Here is a 20,394-nt window from a genome sequence, read left to right as displayed (position 1 = left end):
TAGGTTTTTTGTCGTGTACAGAGTCAAAAAAGATAGAATCTGGATTTTTATTACATTTACTATCCGTATACTTCAACAGCAGCTTTGAATGTTTCACTTAACCTTAAACTTTTTTTAAAATTAAATATATTTACATATACGTTCTAAAATTTGATATAATTTATTAAAACTTTAGATTCCAAGTGTAAATAATGAGAAGCGCTAATATTCGACGTGATGGCTACTTAAAATTTCTGAATACATGGCAAGACCGTGATGTCATTAAAGTACTTTCAGGTGTGCGTCGCTCTGGAAAATCCACCTTATTGGCAATGTTTCAACAAATCCTAAAAGCACAGGGTGTACAAGCCGAAAACATCATTGCCATCAACTTCGAATTTATGGAATTTGAAGAACTCACCGATTACCGTAAACTACATGATTATGTATTGTCCAAAGTTGATAAAAGTAAAAAAAACTATGTTTTCTTAGATGAAATACAACATGTTACAAATTTTGAGAAAGTAGTCGACTCTTTATATGTTCGGGATTATATCGATTTATATATTACAGGCTCAAATGCATTCTTTCTAAGTGGAGAACTTGCGACTTTACTTACAGGACGCTATATCGAGCAACATGTTCTACCTCTGTCATTCCAAGAATTTAAACAGTGGCATATTGAAAATAATCCGATCATCCAACAATTATCAAATCGTGATTTGTATGCCATGTATACGCGCAGTAGTTTCCCTTATACGCTTGCCATGACTAGCCAGCAGGAAACTTATGATTACTTGCAAGCAGTCTATGCCAGTGTAATGTTTAAAGATGTTATTCCCCGTTTGAATACTGCCGATATTAACTCTCTCGAGCGTGTCGCAAGATATTTGGCAAGCGTGACAGGCTCACCTATTTCCATCAATAAAATTAAAAATACCTTTGTTTCAAGTGGGGTTAAAATTTCATTTGAAACAGTAAAACGCTATATTCAGGGCTTACAGGACAGTTTGTTATTTTATAGTGCCGCACAATTTAAAGTACGCGGGCGTGAGTTATTACAATCCTCTGAAAAATACTATTTAGTTGATGTCGGATTGCGCCGGATTATGTTGCCTGATGCTAATGCTGATCAAGGTCATATCTTAGAAAATGTGATTTATCTTGAGCTTGTCAGACGAGGTTATACGGTCTATGTAGGGCGGGTTGATGAATATGAAATTGATTTTGTTGCTGTCGATACTTTACAGAATTTAACTTATTATCAGGTGGCATTAGAAACGCTCAATGAGGAGACACTCAGCCGAGAGTTACGTCCATTACAGAAAATTTCTGATTCGTATCCCAAGTATTTGCTTACCTTAGACACGATAGGGACTGAAGCGAATTATAATGGTATTGTAAAAATGAGTGCTCTCGATTGGTTGCTATCTGAAAATAAGTAAAGTTGAGGGTAGACATGGATACACTTATTTATTAATTAAAACTCAAAGACTTTTCAGCATTAACCAAGAGTGTGATCAAGCATAATTTCTGCTCCATTTGTGATGGATTGATTTACCTCGACTCGATTTCTATCTGATTAAGATGTATGGTCCGCTTGCATCATGTGAGGACAGGAAAAGGCGAAACGGCTACTTTTTGCATGTGATTAGATAGTTACGGCTGTTATAATCCGTTACTTAACGGGGGATTAATATGTTTAAAAATTTATTACTGAGTTTATTTGTGGCTGTTCCACGGCTTTGTTGCATAAAGATTTTGTAAGCTTCTGATTTAAATAGGTTTGTATGAATTTCAACCTAAAAATTAATGAACAAAATCAGTTGGTTATGTATTTATGCAACAAAGCCTATGTTAGAATATTTTTTTATCGATAGTCCAACATTAAAATTTCGTCTATCTGCGGGCTCAAAGAAACGATTATTACTATCATTGACAATCACGGAACCCACATAGTTTCGATCTAATAAATTATCTAGTCGTGCATAAGTATTTACTTTCCAGTCTTTATTGACCCACAAATAGCCAACATTTGCCGCAACGACCGTATAACTTGGTGCAGTATCAGAGTTGATATCATCGACATAAATCTTGTCCATATAACGTGCTTCTAAGCCTGCCTGAAATCCCTGCTCAGGTTGCCATGCCAAGCCTACAAAAGCTTGATTCTTGGCAATACCTGGAATATATGTTCCTTTTTGTATCAGCGGTTTGGTTGTGGTCGCTGGAATATCAGCATCAAAAGTCGCATCTAAATAACTATAACTGGTTCGAATATTGAGTGCTTGCCAGAGCTGTTTTTGCCACGATAACTCTAAGCCTTCACGTAAGGTTTTTTCTGCATTACGAAATGTGCTTCGCCCGCCATTGGCATCGTCAGGCACAATGTCATTTTTAGTTTCAGTATGAAATACAGCAAAAGTAAATAACCCTAAGGTATTCTGCGATTTTAAGCCAAGTTCTACGGTATCACTGGTCGCAGGTTTTAAATTAAAGTTAATGCCTGAAGTCCCTACTGTAAGATAGGCCATCTCGGTAAAGGTTGGTGTTTCGAAGCCTTTGCCATAGCTAGCATAAGTATAAAGCTCAGGTAATATATCCCAGCCTAAAGCGACAGTTGGAAGTAACTTTTGATAATCTGTTGAACCACTGTCATCACCATTGCCTGTGGTTTAGTCATGGTGCTGAAGCTATTTCTGATGTCTTAATTCTATTACCTGCAACACAGTACATTTAAGTTGATGATGCTACTAGCAATGTTTTAACTATTGGAAAATATTACAGTAATTTAAATTATTTGGGGGAATTTTCAATAAACATAAATTTCGACACGTCACATTGTGTCGTTAGTAAGTAGGATGATTCAATCACTTCAAACTTAGCATTGGTATAACCCTGCCCTATGAGACAGCTTCATAATAAGGCTGCTTATATCTAGAATACTGTGGCAGTTTAAAGTTTTATTTTAATTTTACCTCAAACCACATTTGATAAATAATGAAGAAAACCTAGATATAACCCCCACAAACTACTGATATTTTTAATTTGCTAAAATTTTACATTGATCATATTTCATTCATGTAATTGTCATTTTTGCTTCTTATGATGAAGCTTTTTAAACATGATGCTTCAAAAAAATGAAAAAAAAACCACTAACCTTAGCTTTATTAGCTTCGACAATTTTATTAACCGCATGTACTGATGATGGGGACAATGGTCAAAATGGATTGAATAGTTTGATTCAACAGACGCCTTTAGTACTTGGAAATGATGATTGCTGGAGTGCTGGAACACGTATTGAAAGTGGTTTGGATAAAAATCAAAATGGTGAGTTGGATGCGAATGAAATCCAGCAAAGCTCCATCCAGTGTGGTCCAAACTTATTTGCCCAAGGGGTTGCATTGCCTTACCAAAACTTAACAAGCTTTAAGGCGAATGGAACAACTATTGCGAGTGCATTTACACTTCGACAGGGTGGCTTTGGCTCTGATGTTGCTGCCCATCCTACGAACAATAAACAATTTTACGCAATCACAGATCGTGGCCCAAATGCTGACTATAATGATGGCGTGAATGGTGCTGGTAAGATTTTTCCAATGCCAGACTATATACCTAAAATTGGGTTGTTTGAGGTACAAGATGATGGCTCAATCAAACTCATCAAAACGATTTTATTAAAAGATCGTGATGGAAATAATATTAGTGGATTACCGAATACTGCTGCACTAGGTGGTACAGGCGAAACACCTTACGATATTCATGGCAAGGTCATCGCTAAAGATCCATCAAAGCCTTATGACCCAATAACGAACCCTATCAAACTTGATGATTACGGTCTCGATTCTGAAGGTTTGGCAGCATTGAATGATGGTACATTCTGGGTGAGTGATGAATATGGTCCTCACATTGTGCACTATGATGCCAATGGAAAAGAAATTGGTCGTATTAATCCTTTTGTAAATGATGTGCGCAATACCTTCACTTTACCGCAAGAATTTAGTTATCGTCGTGCCAACCGTGGTATGGAAGGTTTAACTATTACACCTGACCAAAAAACATTGGTTGGGATTATGCAATCGACAATGGACTTACCGACTAAAGCTGTTAATAAATCAACCTTAACACGTATTGTGACGATCAATCTTGAAACAGGAAAAGTTGCTCAGTATCTCTATCGTCAAGAAATTGATGCTAACTCAAACTCAGCTATTATTGCGATTAATGATCATGAGTTTTTAGTACTGGAACGTGATGGCAAATTCCTTAAAGACGATCCGAATATCATGAAACATGTTTATCGTATTGATCTGAAGGATGCTACCAATTTGGAGGATATCGCAACTCAGGGCGATCTAGTGCAAGATCCTAAACTTGGTTTAACGATTGCAGGTAAAACCCTCGAGCAATATTTCATCAATAACGATAAAAAATGGGAAGCATTACAAGCACTAAATATTCAGCCAGTAAGTAAAACATTGGTATTGGATATGGGTAAACGTGTAAGTTATGCGCATGACAAAATGGAAGGTCTATGGTTGATTAACCGACAAACTCTTGGCATTGTGAATGATGATGACATGGGTCTTTGGACAACCAATGGTTTAGAGCAAAAGTATTTGGATAATGTGGGCATGCGTGTCGATACACCTACCTTATATATTGCCGATAAGTTAAATCTTTTCAACCCATAACAATGAATGAAGCCCAAAAGCTAAAACTTTTGGGCTTTTTAAATTCAACTTTTGTCTAGAGAGAAAAATGAGAATAACTCAATCGGCTTTGATAACTTTCTTGGCAATTACAGTGCTACCATCGCTGAGCTATGCATCTCCCAAAGCCACATCTCGCGAATACAAAGTACTATTAGATCCCATAAATTTTAATTATGGAAATGAAGCAAGCAGCATAAATAGCTATTTTTCAGCGGTGAAAAATGCGATTGAAAATAAAATCAGTCGTGACGTAACTGGTGCTATGATCTTTGATACACAAAGAGAAATCCGCTTTTACGATACTCAAGGAAGCTGTACTTTAAAAAATATGGGATACAGCTTCAGAGAGCGTAATGAAAATGGTACAAAAGAAGTAACTTTAAAGTATCGTGGATATGACCATTATATTGCTGACTTCAAAGATTTGACTAGCAATGTATCAGGCGCAAAAACTAAGCTAGAAGATGACATTACTCGTAAAGATAACTTGAGTTTCCTTGTAGTTGCAAGCAAGTCAACAACCGTACCAACCTCGCGAACCATTAACGATTTTGAGGATATCAATATTCTATTTACTGGCTTCAAAAATGACTATAATTTTAATAATAGTCTAGCCCTGAATCAAGTTGGTGGTCTAACTATCTATGAACGAAAATATAGTGGTGCAACGATTGATTTAGGTGAATTCGATGCAGATTTAGAGTTAAGTTTATGGTATACCCTATTGCCTTACGGTAGTCTAAAACCTGTTTTAGCAGAAATTTCGTTTAAATATTCAGATCCCAATGCGAATTTCACAAGAAAAGTAGTTGATCGTGCTGCTTTAAGCTTCAGTGCTTTAAAAGGTTTAACCCAATATAATGCACCAACTTCGACAGCAACAAAGACTCAGTTTGTGTACCAATATCAATCAAATTTCTGCAATTAGCCTTCATACACATCTAGAAAATTTAACCTGATAGAAACAATAAAAAATGGGTAACTGTCAGATCAGGTTTGAGATACAAGTTATCCTTCTCTGCCCCAATTTCAAGCCCAATATTTAAAGCTTGGGCTGTTCTAAACACATTAATCACACAGCCTAAACCGAGTGAATAAATCGGCTGTCTTAATAGAACAACAACAGCACCTAGAATATGCTCAACTTCAGCCACAGTTTCAGGCTCGTATAGGTATTTTCCGTTCGCTTCTACGTGATTGTCAGTTTAGGACGCAAACTGGGGCTCATCCCGCCTGCACGTCCAACGCACAGCTTGGGGTATGAAGAATCACTCTATTGGTTCAGAGTATTGGCCTTCTTCGATGGCAAACGCAGCCGCATGTCGAAAAGGCCCATCAGGCGAAAATAGCAAGCCCCCCATTTGATCACTTACCGTGGCAGTTGGGACAATGGGGCAACACTTGATATGCCGAGCTTAAGAGGGTGAATAAGAGGGATGTGAACCGCCCCAAGGAATGGGGCAATTGGGGATGCGGTAACAACTCCTAACCGCATCAAGAATACCAAACTTGCAAAAGTCCCAAATTGGGACTAATATCTATTTATGAGAATTATCGCACTATCAACCTTAAAAACATTTTGGGAAGACAGCTCAGAATACATTGACGCTAAAGAGCCAACGTTAGCTTGGTATAGGCATGCATTAAACGCTGATTGGGGAGCACCGGCGGATGTGAAACAGGACTTTAGAAATGCCAGCATCCTCAAAGATGGGCGTGTCGTGTTTAACATTGCCGGTAATAAATACCGGTTAGTTGCTTGGATCAATTATGCGTACAAAGTGGTTTACATACGGTTTATCGGCAGCCATGCGCAATACGATAAAATTGATGTACAAACGATTTGAAGCCAAAAGGTAGTAACAAGAGGTAAATATAATGGACATCAGACCTATTAAAACAGATGCCGACTACCGCGCGGCATTAAACGACATCGAAAACCTAATGATGGCGGAGCCTGATACCGTCGAAGGCGAAAAGCTGGACATTTTGGTTACGTTAGTCGAGGCCTACGAAGCAAAGCATTTTCCAATGGATTTGCCAGACCCTGTTGAGGCAATAAAGTTTGAGATGGAGCGCAAAGGCTTAACCGTTAAAGATCTTGAACCCATGATAGGTAAAAGCAATCGTGTTTATGAAATCCTAAACCATAAGCGATCACTCACGCTAAAAATGATTTGGAAACTTCATGAAGGGTTAGGTATTCCAGCAGAGTCGCTGATCAAGCCACCGCAAGTTCGCGCTTTATAGTGCTGCGAATCAAAATTAGTTTGTTATGAATGACGCTCGCTACCCAAACATTTCTGCTATTGATAACAGGCTAGCTGAGCTTGAAAATGAAAAGCAGCAGCTTCTCGCATTAAGAGAGGCTTTGCGTAGCGCTCAAATCGAGCGTTCAGTACAGACATTCACGCCAGAACAAAAGGTCGCCTTATTCAGACAACGATTTCGTGGAAGAGAGGATATCTTTGCCAATCGTTGGCAAAATCAACAGGGGCGCAGTGGCTATTCCGTAGCCTGTGATAATGAGTGGGTAAGCGGGCTATGCAACAAACCCCGCATTAAATGCCAAGACTGTTCACACCGAAAGTTTAGCGAATTAAACGAGCACATTATTTACAGGCACCTTGCCGGTCATCAAGTGGTAGGTCTGTATCCACTACTTAAAGATAATTCGTGCTATTTGTTGGCAGCCGATTTTGACAAAGGCTGTTGGCAAGAAGAAGTCAAAGCAATGTCTAAAGTGTGCCAAGCGTTTGATATTCCGCACGCGATAGAAATCTCGCGTTCTGGCAACGGGGCTCACTTATGGATATTTTTTGAAACCAATATCCCAGCGAACCATGCTCGGGCACTGGGTTTCGCTTTGCTTGATAAAGCCATGGAAATATTTCCAAATCTATCGTTTGACTCCTATGACAGGCTCTTTCCTAACCAAGATGTACTTCCTGAAGGCGGGTTTGGCAATCTCATTGCGTTACCACTTCAAAAGGAGGCTCGCCTTTCAGGTCGTAGTTGCTTTGTTGACAGTGACCTGAATGCCATCGATGATCAATGGCGGTACCTTGCTGAGCTTAAAACGCTCACTCAGTCGAGTATTGACCAACTCATAACAACTATTTCACCCAACACCCTATTACTGTCCGAGCAAGGGCTAACAGACAACCGCCCTCCTTGGGAAATCACAGCCAAAGCCGCACCAATAAAATTAGAGTCTTTGCCGAAAAACGTGACCATTACCTTGGCCAACCATATCTACTTTTTGATGAGCGAGTTACCTGGGCCATTACTGGCCGGACTAAAGCGATTAGCTAGTTTTTCTAATCCTGTGTTTTTTAAAACACAAGCGTTGCGCTTTTCAACCCATGGCATTCCGAGGTTTATTTCCTGTGCTCGTATTGAAAACGGTTATCTAGCACTACCGCGAGGCTGCCTCGATGATGCGATTGCTTTGCTACAAGAGCAAAACATTTCGCCACTATTTGACGATAAGCGTGAAATTGGTAAACCATTATTAAAGCTTACCCCTGAGTTCACTTTGCGAAAGAACCAGCGTGACGCAGTGGCCGCAATATCTAAACATGACTTCGGTATTTTGCATGCGCCAACTGCATTTGGAAAAACGGTTACTGCCATTGCTATGATCGTAAAACGCAAAGTAAATACCCTCATACTGGTTCATAGCCGACAACTGCTCGACAATGGCAAGAGCGCTTACGCACGTTCCTACCCGAAGTAACCATTGGCAGTATAGGCGGAGGTAAAAGAAAGCCGAGTGGCATTATCGACATAGCCACCTACCAAAGTTTGGTTAATAAAAAAGACAATTCCATCACTCCTCTCATTCAAGACTACGGCCATATTATTGTTGACGAATGCCACCACCTATCTGCACCAAGGTTTGAAATGGTACTCAACGAGGTAAGAGCAAAATATGTATTGGGCCTTACAGCAACACCAGAGCGACAAGATGGTCATCAAAAGATCATTTTTATGGCGGCAGGGCCTATTCGCTACAAAGTGAAACAAAGCCCTGATGAGCAATTTACTCAAACCGTGATGATTCATCAGCTCTACGATGTACCAGCAGCAGAGCTTATAAAAACAGATGAGCGCCCCAAAATAAGCGATGCCTACCGCTGGCTCGTCAATAATGAGCAGCGCACTTCAAAAATCGTCTCAGACGCCTACGAGTGTGTTCAAAATGGCGGACACCCGTTAGTCCTTACAGAGCGTAGAGAGCACGCAGAATCCATACACTCACGACTTACCGAAATGGGTATAAGCACTGTCGTACTTAAAGGCGCCATGAAAGCTGCGGAACGCAAGAACGCTGACAATCATCTGCAATCGGCTCAAGTCGTCGTCGCAACAGGAAAATATGTAGGCGAAGGGTTTGACCTACCAAGACTGGATACGTTGTTTTTGGCCATGCCCATCTCATGGAAAGGAACATTGGCTCAATATGCCGGTCGTATTCATCGTGAATCGGAAGGCAAAACACAAGTCACTATTCACGACTATGTGGACTGCACTCTCCCTATGCTGCAACGCATGTTTAAAAAACGCGAGAAAAGCTACAAGGCTATGAGGTACGCCCTTGAGTACATTGATGACAACAGTAACAAGCAACCTTCATTGAAATTAGAAAACATCCCTTCACCAAATACCAAGCCAAAATAAACAGCAGCACTTCATTAAACACTTCCCCATGCCTTTACCCCCATACGCCAAAACTGAGCTAAATCAGCTGTGGTTTGTGCTCCACAATTGGAAATAAATTCAGCAATCTCTAAGTAGCTGGCACCTTGAGATTGTTCACCATCATAGTATTGAAGCTGTGTCATGGCCGACGAAAAATGCAGCCGCTTGTCACCGTCGCGGTCAAACCGTTTTGTTAAGAAGGTATGGTGCTGTGACGAAAATTGCCTCATCTCACTTGGAAACATGTCAACACCTGCCGCTAACGCCAATTCATAACAGACCATCTCCCACGCGCCCACATCATGGGTATCGTTTAAATTGGGAAACTTAGCAATCCACAAGTGGTCTTGTTCATCTGTGACACAAGCTTTGGGCCTTGCACCACCTAATGATGAGCCTGGAGAAATCAGCATTTTCAACCAGCGGTAATACTCGTCACTGTCGATGTTATCGTCTTTTTCAATCTGCATTGCTGCATGCTCTAGCTCTCGCAAAGAAGCCATTGGCGGCGCAGCAAATTCAGAATTGTCGTCCAAAAAAGCATTCGAGCCTGTTCGCTTAAATCGAATACCACCCATCCGGTAAGAGTCATTTACGCCCAGCAGGTAATCCAATTCGTTTAATCGACTTGTTGCTCGAATGCCTTTGCGCGCCTCAATCGCCGCACGCCGCTGCATTAAAATACGCCCCCATCTATCAGGCGATGAATCAAGAAATGCGCGGAAGCTTTTATCGACTTCATCGTTTTAGAGTACACCGGAGTGGAGGGTCAGGATGGGATCAATTTGCAAGCGATAGGCTGAGGTTAAAAATGCTTTATCGTAGGCAAAACTAAACACGCCACCTCGGCTTGAATCGCTGTAAGAAAGCAGCCCTATTAGCAAAGGTGCTTCAATTGGCTGCCAGTCGGCATAGACTTCAACGATTTCACGGCTCATCTTGAACCTTCCAGCAATTTTATGTTTTGCAGCTTGATACCCACTTCATCATGGGCGGCCATTTCTGCAAAGTTGCTTTCCATGCCAAGAACGGCCATCACCTTTAAGTAAGTGCCTATGGCAACGCCCGGATCACCGGCTAAGACTTAATTCACGGTTTTATGATCAAAACCAGTACGTTCACACAGTAGCTTTTTGGTAAAACCACGTCTTTTCATCGCCAACAGCAAGTCTTCACCAAACTGCGTCAGGATTTTACGCTGCTTTGGAAACAATATATTGTGTAAGTCACGCTTAGCCATATCACCAACCAAAGGGACTATATTCCCACTTTACTCAATATAATTGGATTTATATCCTACTTTTAGGTTTAGCTTGCGCGTTGGCCAAGGCGATGATGTGAATCCCTGAATGCCAAAGGTCATCAAATTACACTTTTATGCGCATAAAAATGTAAAATTCCGCACTTTTCTGCGCGTAAAAGTGTAGGCTGAGTTATACTACAGGCAGTTAACAGTCTTAATTGGCGGGAAATGACAATGCAGCGCAACTTACTAAACGCCCTAATAACATGGAAAAATCAACCGGTGCGCAAGCCATTATTGATCGATGGTGCAAGACAAACAGGTAAAACCTATCTGCTACAAGAGTTATTTGGGAATACCTTTGCCAACATCCTTCGTATCGACTTCCTTGAAAACCCTGCCTACAAAGAAGCGTTCGATGGCTCTCTGTCACCTGACGAGCTAGTAATGAATATTGAGTTGTTAACCAACCAAGCGTTCAACCCAGAAACCGATCTGCTGATATTAGATGAAATTGGCGAATGTGAACGTGCCGTTACCTCACTAAAGTACTTTGCTGAAAAAGCACCGTCCTATTTTGTCGCTGCCAGCGGCTCGAATATTGGTTTGCTCAACACCTTCCCTGTGGGCAAGGTAGAACAATACAATTTACGACCACTGACCTTCCAAGAATTTATTTACGCATCCAACGAGCAAGCGCTGATCAAAGCGTTTGATAGTCAAGCAAGCACACCGGCAGTACACACCAAATTGATGGACAAACTCACTGACTACTTTTTTACTGGTGGTATGCCGGAAGCCGTTTCTGCTTGGTATCAGTATAAGGATTCAAGCATTCTAGAGCGTGTTGAAAAAGTCACAAAAATTCATGCCGATTTAGTGGAAGGTTATCGCCGCGATTTTGGTAAGTACGCGGGCAAGGTCGACACCACACTGATTGAATCGGTATTTAATAGCATTCCAGCCCAGCTATCACTTGTCAGCGATGAGTCGGTTAAACGCTTTAAATTTAAGCATGTGCATGAGCGTAAATCTCGTTATAGCGATTTTGAAACCGCGATCCATTGGCTTAACTGCTGCCGCCTAGCTTTGCCAAACTACCCTATTGAAGGATTGCCGAAATCTCCGTTAGCGGCCTATAAAAAAGAAAATATGGTGAAACTGTTTTTGTTTGATGTGGGTCTGCTTAATCATATGCTCGGCAGCAGTTATAAAGAAATTAAGCAACAAAACTATGAATACAAAGGTTATGTGGCTGAAAACTTTGTGCAACAAGAGCTCACTGCCATTGGCGTTGACCCAAGCTATTCATGGAATGACGCCCGTGCCGAAATCGAATTTATTTTGGCGACCGATGAAGGCGATATCGTCCCTGTGGAGGTCAAAAGTGGTAAACGTACAAGAGCAAAATCGTTGGCATCCTACGTTGAAAAATGTACTCCAAGTAAAACCTTTAAGTTAACGGGTACACAAGGCTCATCCGCATTAGAGCAAACCAATATCGTGATGCCTTTGTATTTCACGCAGTATTTACCACAGAGATGGTAAAAGCGCGTTACTTAGACCCCGAGGTCTACACAAAGTGACTTCATAGGTAACAATTTGTAGACCTTTGGTGGGCTTACAACCTTTCAACCAACCCTCAATCGGTTTTTTGCTAACGTCATTTGGCCAGCCTATCGCCTCATCGTTTAAAGCAAATCACTCAAGCGATTTAACAGTGCTTTACGGCTATTATTCGCCACAACAAAGCGCTTAAAACGTTGTTCAAACGCCGCTTCATCAGCTTTGAACTGATAGGCCTCAAACAGCTGATGCAGATAGCGTGATGCCGCATCGTAACCACTGGCGCAAGTTCGATCCGCTTGCTCTTGTGATTGCTGCCAGTAGTGCTCACGTTGATTGTAGATATACGTCAACGCTTTTTCTTTTTCCGCTTTTTCGATAGCTAATTTTTTTGCGAGTGCTGCGGCTTGCTCTTGCTGTAATTGACTTTGCGCTTGCTCAATGAAAGGAGAAATGACGGCGGAAGTTAACCAGTATTGATAGATCTCGTCTGTGTTGACAGGTTCTTTTCGCGTCAGCGCTAAGGCTTGGTGACGGGTTAGCTGGCCTTGCTCAAACAACGTGCGTAATAGCGTGTCTTTCTCTGCTTGCGAGAGATTATGGATCCACGCATCAAGCGTAAGCTGAGTTTGTTTGGCTTGGTGACTGGGTTGTTCGCTCAGCACCATGGCGAGCGCCTTAACCAATGCTAAGGGAATATCATACAGCGCAGCAAACGACTGCTCCTCTTCCCTGAGGTGCTCAAAATCGAATTGAATTAACGGCACTCGCTCAACGCCATCATTAAAATCAAACGCTTTGAGCCACATTAAGTACACAAGGCGCCAATCCCCTTGCATTAACCCGCCGCGTAAAGCGGCTAAATGCTGGAAAAAGTCGTCAGCATGCTCATCGTCAAAATACTCATCACACTCCTCAAGGGAAAAAATCAGCAACTGCCACTCATCGTTTTCGTGAACATGAAGTCCATCACTTGAAAAGCCAAGTAACGCATCTGGAAGCGTTCCTGCTGGTAGCTTGATGTATACATCGATTGAGCCCCAATCGGCATAGTAAAAACCGATATCAAAGTATTTTAACATCAGCTCAAAAGGCTCGGCCTTTAGATCACTGTAGGTGTAATACACCTGAAAGGCCGTAGCGCTGATCTCGGCACGGCTTGAAATGGCTCTGAGTGCTTGACGTGCTTTAGCATCTAAATACCCATCCAGACGCTCAAATTTATAGTATTGAAATTCGCTCACGGTGACCTTGCTATTTATTTATTGTGAATTGAAAAGTTTGTTTTAACAAAGGCTGTACCTGAATCACTCTGGCGACTTGTTCAGCGTTTATATAACGTCTTGGGTCAATCGTTACAAATCCCCAAAACTGCAAAAATCGCTCAATAAATCGTGATTCGATGAGCATACTTAAGTTTCTTTCTGGCGAGAAGTAATCATCCGTAGGGAATACCAGCAATAGATTAGGGAAAGCTGTCATCACCTCTTTCACAAGCTGCTCCACACTGTTGTGGCTTTGAATACGCCACAGCATAAACAACCAAAAAGTGCGCAAGTCGACATCGTATTCGAAACTGTCCAAATAACCCCAGTTATATTTGCTGATAGCGGCCTCTAACATAGGTTTGAAAAAGGCCTGTATGCCTAGCGCTTGATACTGCTTTTGCGCTGATTTTTTTACATGGTAGCGGCCACTGCGCCGATAAATAATACCGCTAATTTCGGCAAGCACTCGGGTGTAGTGCAAGGCATTAAATTTGTCTTCATTGCTGCCCGAAAACTCGCTGATGCTTATACTACGTTCTAATTGAGCAACGGCAAACTCAGGCAATAACTCACTGGCCTGTTTAACCAACTTAGCCGGTAAGTTGCCTTTACTCGTGGCTTTGAAGGAGCCTTCTTGCGCCATGGCCTCATCAAGAATGAGGGCTAGATAACGCATTATTGGGCTGGCAGAAAGAGAGTCGGGAGTGCAAATTGTCACCCACTTTAATTCATCAAAAGGCGCATAAAGCCAATTGGCCATTTGCGTTGGCGTTACGCCACAAAAATCGGGATGAGGTTGATGATTGCGTTCTTGCACTTTGTGCTGCAAAGCGGCATTGAGTTCATCAAGACTCAAATTTGGGTTCATTGCCAGCATGGTTTCAACATCATCGAAGACTTGGGCATGTTGCTTGGAAACGCTGCTCATACAACAACGTTTAAATTTTTTACCACTGCCACAATGGCAAGGATCGTTTCGGCCGAGCTTCATTACTGTCCCTTCTTATTGTTATAGAAAAAGCGCTGCATTTTCTTGTTTACGCTGCTCCAATGTCTTAGCAATCACGGACATTGTTGTTTTACTGATCCCTTGTTGCTTGGCAAGATACGTAAATTGGCTGATGGCTTCTGCGACTTCTTCAATAACTTGCTTTGCATCATTCCAATTCGCAAAGCCAGCACTAGTAGCAAGTTTTTGCATCACCTTAAGCGATGGCGCTTTGCCATAACCGCCGAAAGCAGTGGCGTGTTCGTTGAATGGATGTGGGCTGTAGGTAACATCGTAAAAAGGTGCAGGGTTCCATTGACCGTCATCCGCTTGCAAAAACGCCCAGTTTTTACTGTGGTCGTCTTGGTTAGACGACAGCAGGTTAAAAACGGCACGGCGAAATTGCAGCTGCCCAGCAGCAGGAGATTTACACAACTGACGGCTGGCTTTGATCAAGTCAATATAATCTAAACTTGGCGTTCGAAAGTCTGCATCCAGCAGCCCGCAAGCGCTGTGCATATGCAAGCGACCTGAACTGCGATTACCGCTTAAACGGGCCTGCTCCGTGACATAATCAAAACGCTTAAGCGCCAACCAGGCAGACGCACCGCTTGTAGTTGGTGCTTCAATGAGTTGCCAGACTGGTGGTTGGCACTTGGCAAGCTCGGCCATTTGCAAATAAACCGCTTCACACAACCCTTCTTCATGCCCGAGCGCGAGATTTTTCGAGGTAAACTTAATCAGCCAAGCCTCATCTCCAGGCTGAGCAAAGGTTCGACAATGCTGAGTTTCCCCTGCAGGCATATAAATCTGCGCCTTAGGCCTTGCTCCACCCGAACTACCACCGGCGACTAATGCGGCCAACACCTGTTGCGTATGCCCATCTAACTCATCGTGATTATCATCCATATAATCTGACATTGAAGCATCGAACAGCGTTTGTGCTTCTAAGCCCAAGGTTGCTAAATCAATGTCCGCGTATGTCGTGGCTGAAAACTCAGACACCGGAGCAAAAGACAGCGCTCCCATGCCTTTATCACCGACAAAGGCCAGTCTATCCATCGCCGTTAATTGATTAGGTAGGATGCCCTTTTGCCGGAAAATACGATCTTGTAACAACATGCCCCAGCCATCGGGCAAACAATCCCCAAATACGCCATGTACACCTTGGTGCGGCGCTTTAGGTGCGGCTTGAACTAGCGTATTCGCTTGCAAGGTAAACGGTGATAAATTGCCAAACTGCTGCAAATAGTCGTCAGTATACTGAAAAAAAACGCCTTGCCGATTCTGCGCCAAGACTCCAACAGATATCTGCTCACCTGAGCTTAGCGTACGAGTAACATTAAGCTTCTGAATCGGTTTAAAACTCATCTTTTAGCACCTCATCAATACTCATGGGTATAGCAGCGCGTTCTTTGCTAAGTTGCGTGAGCTGATAAAGCCTATCTAGCGAATCAAGTGTCTGCCATAGCAACAGCAATTGACGAAATGAAATTTGCCCGGTCAGCTCAAATTTCTTAATGGTGGCCGCAGGTACGCAGCTTCGCTCAGCCAATGCAGCGCGCGACAGCTTTGCCTGCTTGCGTAACTCACGTAAATAAGCCGCATAAGCTTGGCTTACATCGGTATCATCAAGTAAGGTAAAATTCATCCGCAAAGACCAAATGGATACAGTTATATCCATTATAGCGAAATAAAACATAAAGTGGATACTATGATATCCATAATTGCGTAGAGTGTTGAAAAAATCACTCGATAAAGCCCTTCAAAACTGCTATTTTTAGACCCTAACAGCAGCATAAGATTAACCCGTTAGGTCAGGTGGCCTAACTTAAATAAAAAAGTCTCCGACAAACCCGGTACGGTTCAGCCATATATAACTCCATCAACCTGATTTTTTACCATTCGGTTTACCTAATTAATCATCACAAAATTATGTTGGTGATTATTTGGTAAATTTTTAAAAACTTATGTGACCAAAATTAAACGATCTTAATAAACATTAATTCCAATAAAAATATTTTAAAACGTAAGTTATTGATGTTATTGTACTTATATACACAGCAATTTATACAATTTAATGTAAATTATGTTGGTGACTATTGCCAAGGTTGGGGTTTCTGCAATACTTGAAATACGTTGTGCTAGATCTTGATCTAGCCGGTATTTATTAGGCAAACGTATTTGTTTTTCTATCCCCAAACTAGGTTCATAACTATTGGCTTGTTTTCGCTCTAGTTGTGTATCCGTCTTACGTACTTGCATACCGGCTGTAACAGTCCACGGATTTTGCCCTACTTTTAATCCTTGTCGGGCAAAGTCTGCATAATCTTGCTCTGATATTGCAGCACGCACATTCGGATGTTCTACTAGACTCTGTTGTACTGCTTCAAGTGGTGGCAAAGCAGCTTCAAGTTGAGGTTTTGCAATTGCTGTCGAAGCCACTGTAAAACAATAGCCCAACCCAAACAGATACCAAATTTGGCCTAGAAGTGTTGATTTAAATTTGATATTTAATGTCATTAGTCAAGTGCTCCTTGGCTCATATAACCAGAAATTAATGTAGGTATGACCCAATAAAAACAATCACTTGATTTAAATTTTTGCTGAATATGCGCCAAAACCAATGATACAGATTCGTGTTGTACAATCAGCAATATAAGATTCCGTTCAGTTGCTCCGCGAATTTTTTCCTGAACATTACGATAATGTTGGCGATTACCAAACCCTTGTGCGTTGACACAAGTACACCCTGAAATCAACTCAGGAATTAACCACAAATGCTCCATAAGTTCTTCAGCAATATCAGAGGACACGTTAATAGAGAGTTGGCATATTTCAGACATGATGATCTCGCGCTAAACCAAATTTTTTAAACAAGTTAGGAAGTAAAATCAGAGTCAGCAAAGTACAAGAAATAAGCCCTCCAATCACAACTATCGCCAATGGACGTTGAATCTCGGCACCAGGGCCAGTAGTAAATAACAATGGGATCAAACCTAAAGCTGCAATACTCGCGGTCATCATGACTGGACGTAAACGGCGCATAGCACCTTCACGAACAACTTCCTCAATTGCAACACCACGAGAAATCAGTTGATTAAAATAACTAATCATCACTAAACCATTCAGTACAGCAATCCCCATCAAGGCAATAAAACCAACTGATGCAGGAACAGATAAATACTCACCTGTTAATGCTAATGCAAATACTCCACCGACTAACGCAAAGGGAATATTGACGAAAACCAATACGGCTTGACGCACCGAACCCAAAGTCGTAAATAGTAAAAAGAAGATCATTGTTAATGCAGCAGGTACAACAAGCATTAAGCGAGCAGCCGCACGTTGTTGGTTTTCAAATTGCCCCCCCCATTTGAGTGAGTAGCCGGTTGGTAACTTGACTTTCTCTGCAACCAATTGTTTTGCTTCATCTACAAAACTAACTAAATCACGATCACGTACGTTGGCACGTACCACTGACATTCGTGATGCATTTTCACGATCAATTTTTACGACACCCTCAGTCTTAACCACTTCTGCTAAAGATAACAATGGCACTGCAGCTGCATTCTCAATTGGCAAGGCAATATTGGAAAATTCAAAACTCGACTCTCCCAAACGTGGATCCCCTTTCATCATTAATGGAACAGGGCGCCCCTGTTCAATAATGGAACCTATTTCTTTGCCTTCCACGAGCATCTTGAGTTGGGCTTGAACATTTTGACTGTCCAATTGATTTCGTATAGCCATATCACGATGGATTCGCAGCTCTTGATACTGTACTCCCGAATTTTCGAGTGTCATGACATCTTCATTGCCTTCAATGCCTTGTAGAACTATTGCAATTTGCTTTGATAAATCATTAAGCTGGTCTAAATCACTTCCAAAAATTTTGACAGCCAAATCTCCTCGTACTCCAGACAACATTTCTGAAGTGCGCATCTCTATGGGTTGACTAAATGTTAAGTTCACGCCAGGAACATCTTGAAGTACAAGACGAATTTTTTCTAAAATTTGCTCTTTATTTTTGACTTGCCATTGCGTTTGTGGTTTTAGCACAATGAAACTATCTGTTTCATTTAACCCCATAGGGTCTAATCCCAATTCATCAGAACCTGTACGTGCCACAATTCTTTCAACTTCAGGCACTTGTTCCAAAATACGTTTTTGAATATCCAGATCTAATGCAATTGAGTTTTGTAAGCTAATCGAAGGGATTTTTTCTAACTGTAAAATAGTATCTCCCTCATCCATGGTTGGCATAAATGACTTTCCAATGAATGGGAAAATCAATGCAGCCAGAAGTAAGGTACCACCTGCTAAGACATAAATCTGTTTAGGATGGGCTAAACTCAGATTCAAAAGTTTTCGGTAACCAGTTTCTAATTTAGCTACTAAAAAGGGTGTGTGATGTGCTTTCGGTTTTAGAAAGAATGAACACAGTACAGGAATCACTGTCAAAGAAAAAATTAGTGAACTTGATAAAGCAAATACAATTGTTAAAGCCACAGGTGAAAAGAGCTTCCCTTCCAATCCTTCAAGCGTGACCAATGGAATAAACACTAACATAATAATGATCATGCCTGCTGTGACTGGTACTGCAACCTCAGACACTGCGCGGTAAATCATATTTAATGGCGGTAAAAAAGAACGTTGCGGTGACTCTTTTGCTTCAGCAAGTTGCATTTCAATATTTTCAACCACTACAACTGCAGCATCCACTAATAAACCAATCGCAATCGTCAAACCACCTAAAGACATTAAATTGGCACTTAAACCAAAATGGTGCATCATCAAAAAAGTACTTAGTGCAGATAATGGTAAAACTGCCGCAACCACTAAAGCAGACCTTAGGTTTCCTAAGAACAATAAAAGTAAAATCAAGACTAAGACAATAGCTTCTAATAACGTTTTACTTACGGTATGAATGGCTCGGTTTACCAACTCACCACGATCATAAAATGGTTCAATCGTTGTACCCTGTGGCAGAGTTTTTTCAATGTCGGACAAATGCTCACGAACATGTTGAACGACTTGACGTGCATTCGCACCTTTTAAAGTTAATACAATACCTTGGACAGCCTCACCTTGGCCATTTTCAGTCACTGCACCATAGCGTGTGAGTGCTCCAGTATGTACCTGTGCAACATCTTTAACCCGCACCAATGTTCCTTGATGGCTAGAAACAATAATATCGCCTAACTCTTCAAGGTTTCTGACGCGGCTATCGCTTCGGATCAGTAATGACTCTCCATTTTCATTAAGCCGCCCAGCACCATCACTGGCATTATTTAGCTCGATTGCCTGTTGTAGCTGTGTTAAAGATAAGCCTCGTGCCGCCAGGGCCTCTAAATTAGGGGTCACTTCAAATGTACGAACAAGTCCCCCCAAAGCGTTAACATCGGCGACCCCTTCAATTTTACGAAGTTGTGGACGAACCACCCGATCAAGTAGAGTTCGTTTTTCCATATCACTGAGTGGCCCATGTAAGGTAAACATAAAAGATTCACCTAATGGGGTCGTCATGGGTGCAATTCCACCTGACGTACTACTTGGTAATGCAGACATCACATTACTTAAACGTTCATTCACCTGTTGTCTAGCCCAATAAGGGTCAGTGCCTTCAGCAAAGTCTAATGTGATAATCGCAATCGCGTATTTAGATTGCGAACGCATTACTGTCTGATGAGATATTCCCAACATTTCTTGTTCAATGGGTACAACAATACGGCTTTCCACCTCTTCGGGCGTCATGCCGGGCGATTTCATCACAATTTGTACTTGCGTACTTGACACATCAGGAAAAGCATCAATTGGTAGTTTCGTAAAAGCAATGTAGCCTGCCACACTGATCGCCAATGTGAGCAATAATATTAAAATGCGCTGACTAAGTGAAAAGGCGATAAGACGTTTTAACATATGTCTCAC

The 20,394-nt window shown here is 41.6% G+C and carries 15 protein-coding genes and 5 pseudogenes; 9 read left to right on the top strand and 11 right to left on the bottom strand.

The features are described 5' to 3' along the window. Window positions 1–191 precede the first annotated feature (191 nt). Window positions 192–1,424, top strand: a complete 1,233-nt coding sequence (locus FTV14_RS11245) for an ATP-binding protein (protein ID WP_094069408.1) — start codon at window positions 192–194, stop codon at window positions 1,422–1,424. Window positions 1,425–1,462: 38 nt separating this feature from the next. Further along, window positions 1,463–1,549 (top strand): annotated as a pseudogene (locus tag FTV14_RS16145) (HNH endonuclease); the annotation flags it as partial. A gap of 268 nt (window positions 1,550–1,817) precedes the next feature. Here the strand turns inward: FTV14_RS16145 and FTV14_RS11240 are convergent. After that, a pseudogene (locus FTV14_RS11240) lies at window positions 1,818–2,645 on the bottom strand (TonB-dependent receptor domain-containing protein); the annotation flags it as partial. A 474-nt stretch (window positions 2,646–3,119) separates the two neighbouring features. On the opposite strand from FTV14_RS11240, the gene FTV14_RS11235 reads away from it, so the two are divergent. Together FTV14_RS11235 and FTV14_RS11230 are read left to right on the top strand one after the other, a co-directional pair. Next, window positions 3,120–4,673, top strand: coding sequence for an esterase-like activity of phytase family protein (locus FTV14_RS11235; RefSeq protein ID WP_167846514.1), 1,554 nt, complete (start codon window positions 3,120–3,122; stop codon window positions 4,671–4,673). A gap of 67 nt (window positions 4,674–4,740) precedes the next feature. Next, a complete protein-coding gene (locus FTV14_RS11230) occupies window positions 4,741–5,622 on the top strand; it encodes a hypothetical protein (protein ID WP_179989051.1) in 882 nt (293 codons plus the stop codon). A 22-nt stretch (window positions 5,623–5,644) separates the two neighbouring features. Here the strand turns inward: FTV14_RS11230 and FTV14_RS11225 are convergent, their stop codons facing one another. Beyond that, window positions 5,645–5,848, bottom strand: a complete 204-nt coding sequence (locus tag FTV14_RS11225; RefSeq protein ID WP_094069354.1) for a hypothetical protein — start codon at window positions 5,846–5,848, stop codon at window positions 5,645–5,647. Window positions 5,849–6,238: 390 nt separating this feature from the next. On the opposite strand from FTV14_RS11225, the gene FTV14_RS11220 reads away from it, so the two are divergent. The 4 genes and pseudogenes from FTV14_RS11220 (at window position 6,239) to FTV14_RS16055 (ending at window position 9,377) form a co-directional block, all read left to right on the top strand. Beyond that, on the top strand, window positions 6,239–6,541 hold the full coding sequence (locus FTV14_RS11220) for a type II toxin-antitoxin system HigB family toxin (protein ID WP_154320130.1): 303 nt from the start codon (window positions 6,239–6,241) through the stop codon (window positions 6,539–6,541). Between the two features lie 31 nt (window positions 6,542–6,572). Continuing rightward, window positions 6,573–6,944 carry a type II toxin-antitoxin system HigA family antitoxin gene (locus FTV14_RS11215; protein WP_000354814.1) on the top strand — a complete coding sequence of 124 codons (372 nt, stop codon included), beginning with the start codon at window positions 6,573–6,575 and terminating at the stop codon, window positions 6,942–6,944. Window positions 6,945–6,969: 25 nt separating this feature from the next. Next, a pseudogene (locus tag FTV14_RS16065) lies at window positions 6,970–8,600 on the top strand (DEAD/DEAH box helicase family protein); the annotation flags it as partial. After that, window positions 8,601–9,377, top strand: a complete 777-nt coding sequence (locus FTV14_RS16055) for a DEAD/DEAH box helicase (RefSeq protein ID WP_257219781.1) — start codon at window positions 8,601–8,603, stop codon at window positions 9,375–9,377. 44 nt (window positions 9,378–9,421) lie between these two features. On the opposite strand, the pseudogene FTV14_RS11205 reads toward FTV14_RS16055, so the two are convergent. Then, window positions 9,422–10,336, bottom strand: a pseudogene (locus tag FTV14_RS11205) (type II toxin-antitoxin system HipA family toxin); the annotation flags it as partial. Beyond that, window positions 10,333–10,638 (bottom strand): annotated as a pseudogene (locus FTV14_RS16140) (transcriptional regulator). The pseudogenes FTV14_RS16140 and FTV14_RS11205, both read right to left, overlap by 4 nt. A 237-nt stretch (window positions 10,639–10,875) precedes the next feature. Here FTV14_RS16140 and FTV14_RS11195 point away from each other — a divergent pair. Next, complete coding sequence (locus tag FTV14_RS11195) at window positions 10,876–12,189, top strand: ATP-binding protein (RefSeq protein WP_070153175.1); 1,314 nt, start codon at window positions 10,876–10,878, stop codon at window positions 12,187–12,189. A gap of 143 nt (window positions 12,190–12,332) precedes the next feature. Here FTV14_RS11195 and FTV14_RS11190 read toward each other — a convergent pair whose 3' ends face one another. The 7 genes from FTV14_RS11190 to FTV14_RS11160 form a co-directional block, all read right to left on the bottom strand. Then, window positions 12,333–13,451 (bottom strand): hypothetical protein, encoded by a 1,119-nt coding sequence (locus FTV14_RS11190; protein WP_179989052.1) that lies wholly within the window; start codon window positions 13,449–13,451, stop codon window positions 12,333–12,335. A 10-nt stretch (window positions 13,452–13,461) separates the two neighbouring features. Next, window positions 13,462–14,466 (bottom strand): YecA family protein, encoded by a 1,005-nt coding sequence (locus FTV14_RS11185; RefSeq protein WP_070153169.1) that lies wholly within the window; start codon window positions 14,464–14,466, stop codon window positions 13,462–13,464. Between the two features lie 18 nt (window positions 14,467–14,484). Next, window positions 14,485–15,834, bottom strand: a complete 1,350-nt coding sequence (locus FTV14_RS11180; protein WP_154320132.1) for a type II toxin-antitoxin system HipA family toxin — start codon at window positions 15,832–15,834, stop codon at window positions 14,485–14,487. Then, a complete protein-coding gene (locus tag FTV14_RS11175; protein ID WP_070153163.1) occupies window positions 15,824–16,114 on the bottom strand; it encodes a helix-turn-helix transcriptional regulator in 291 nt (96 codons plus the stop codon). The genes FTV14_RS11180 and FTV14_RS11175 overlap by 11 nt, the downstream gene beginning before the upstream one ends. A 401-nt stretch (window positions 16,115–16,515) precedes the next feature. Beyond that, window positions 16,516–16,986: a hypothetical protein gene (locus FTV14_RS11170; protein WP_228291711.1), complete on the bottom strand. Its 471-nt coding sequence runs from the start codon at window positions 16,984–16,986 to the stop codon at window positions 16,516–16,518. Then, window positions 16,986–17,309, bottom strand: a complete 324-nt coding sequence (locus FTV14_RS11165) for a DUF3240 family protein (protein ID WP_004974301.1) — start codon at window positions 17,307–17,309, stop codon at window positions 16,986–16,988. The genes FTV14_RS11170 and FTV14_RS11165 overlap by 1 nt, the downstream gene beginning before the upstream one ends. Further along, window positions 17,302–20,385 (bottom strand): efflux RND transporter permease subunit, encoded by a 3,084-nt coding sequence (locus tag FTV14_RS11160; protein WP_004974298.1) that lies wholly within the window; start codon window positions 20,383–20,385, stop codon window positions 17,302–17,304. The genes FTV14_RS11165 and FTV14_RS11160 overlap by 8 nt, the downstream gene beginning before the upstream one ends. Window positions 20,386–20,394 lie beyond the last annotated feature (9 nt).

The organism is Acinetobacter sp. YH12236, assembly GCF_013417645.1.
In the GTDB taxonomy this organism is placed as follows: Bacteria; Pseudomonadota; Gammaproteobacteria; order Pseudomonadales; family Moraxellaceae; genus Acinetobacter.
This window is presented reverse-complemented; position numbering and strand designations above follow the sequence as displayed.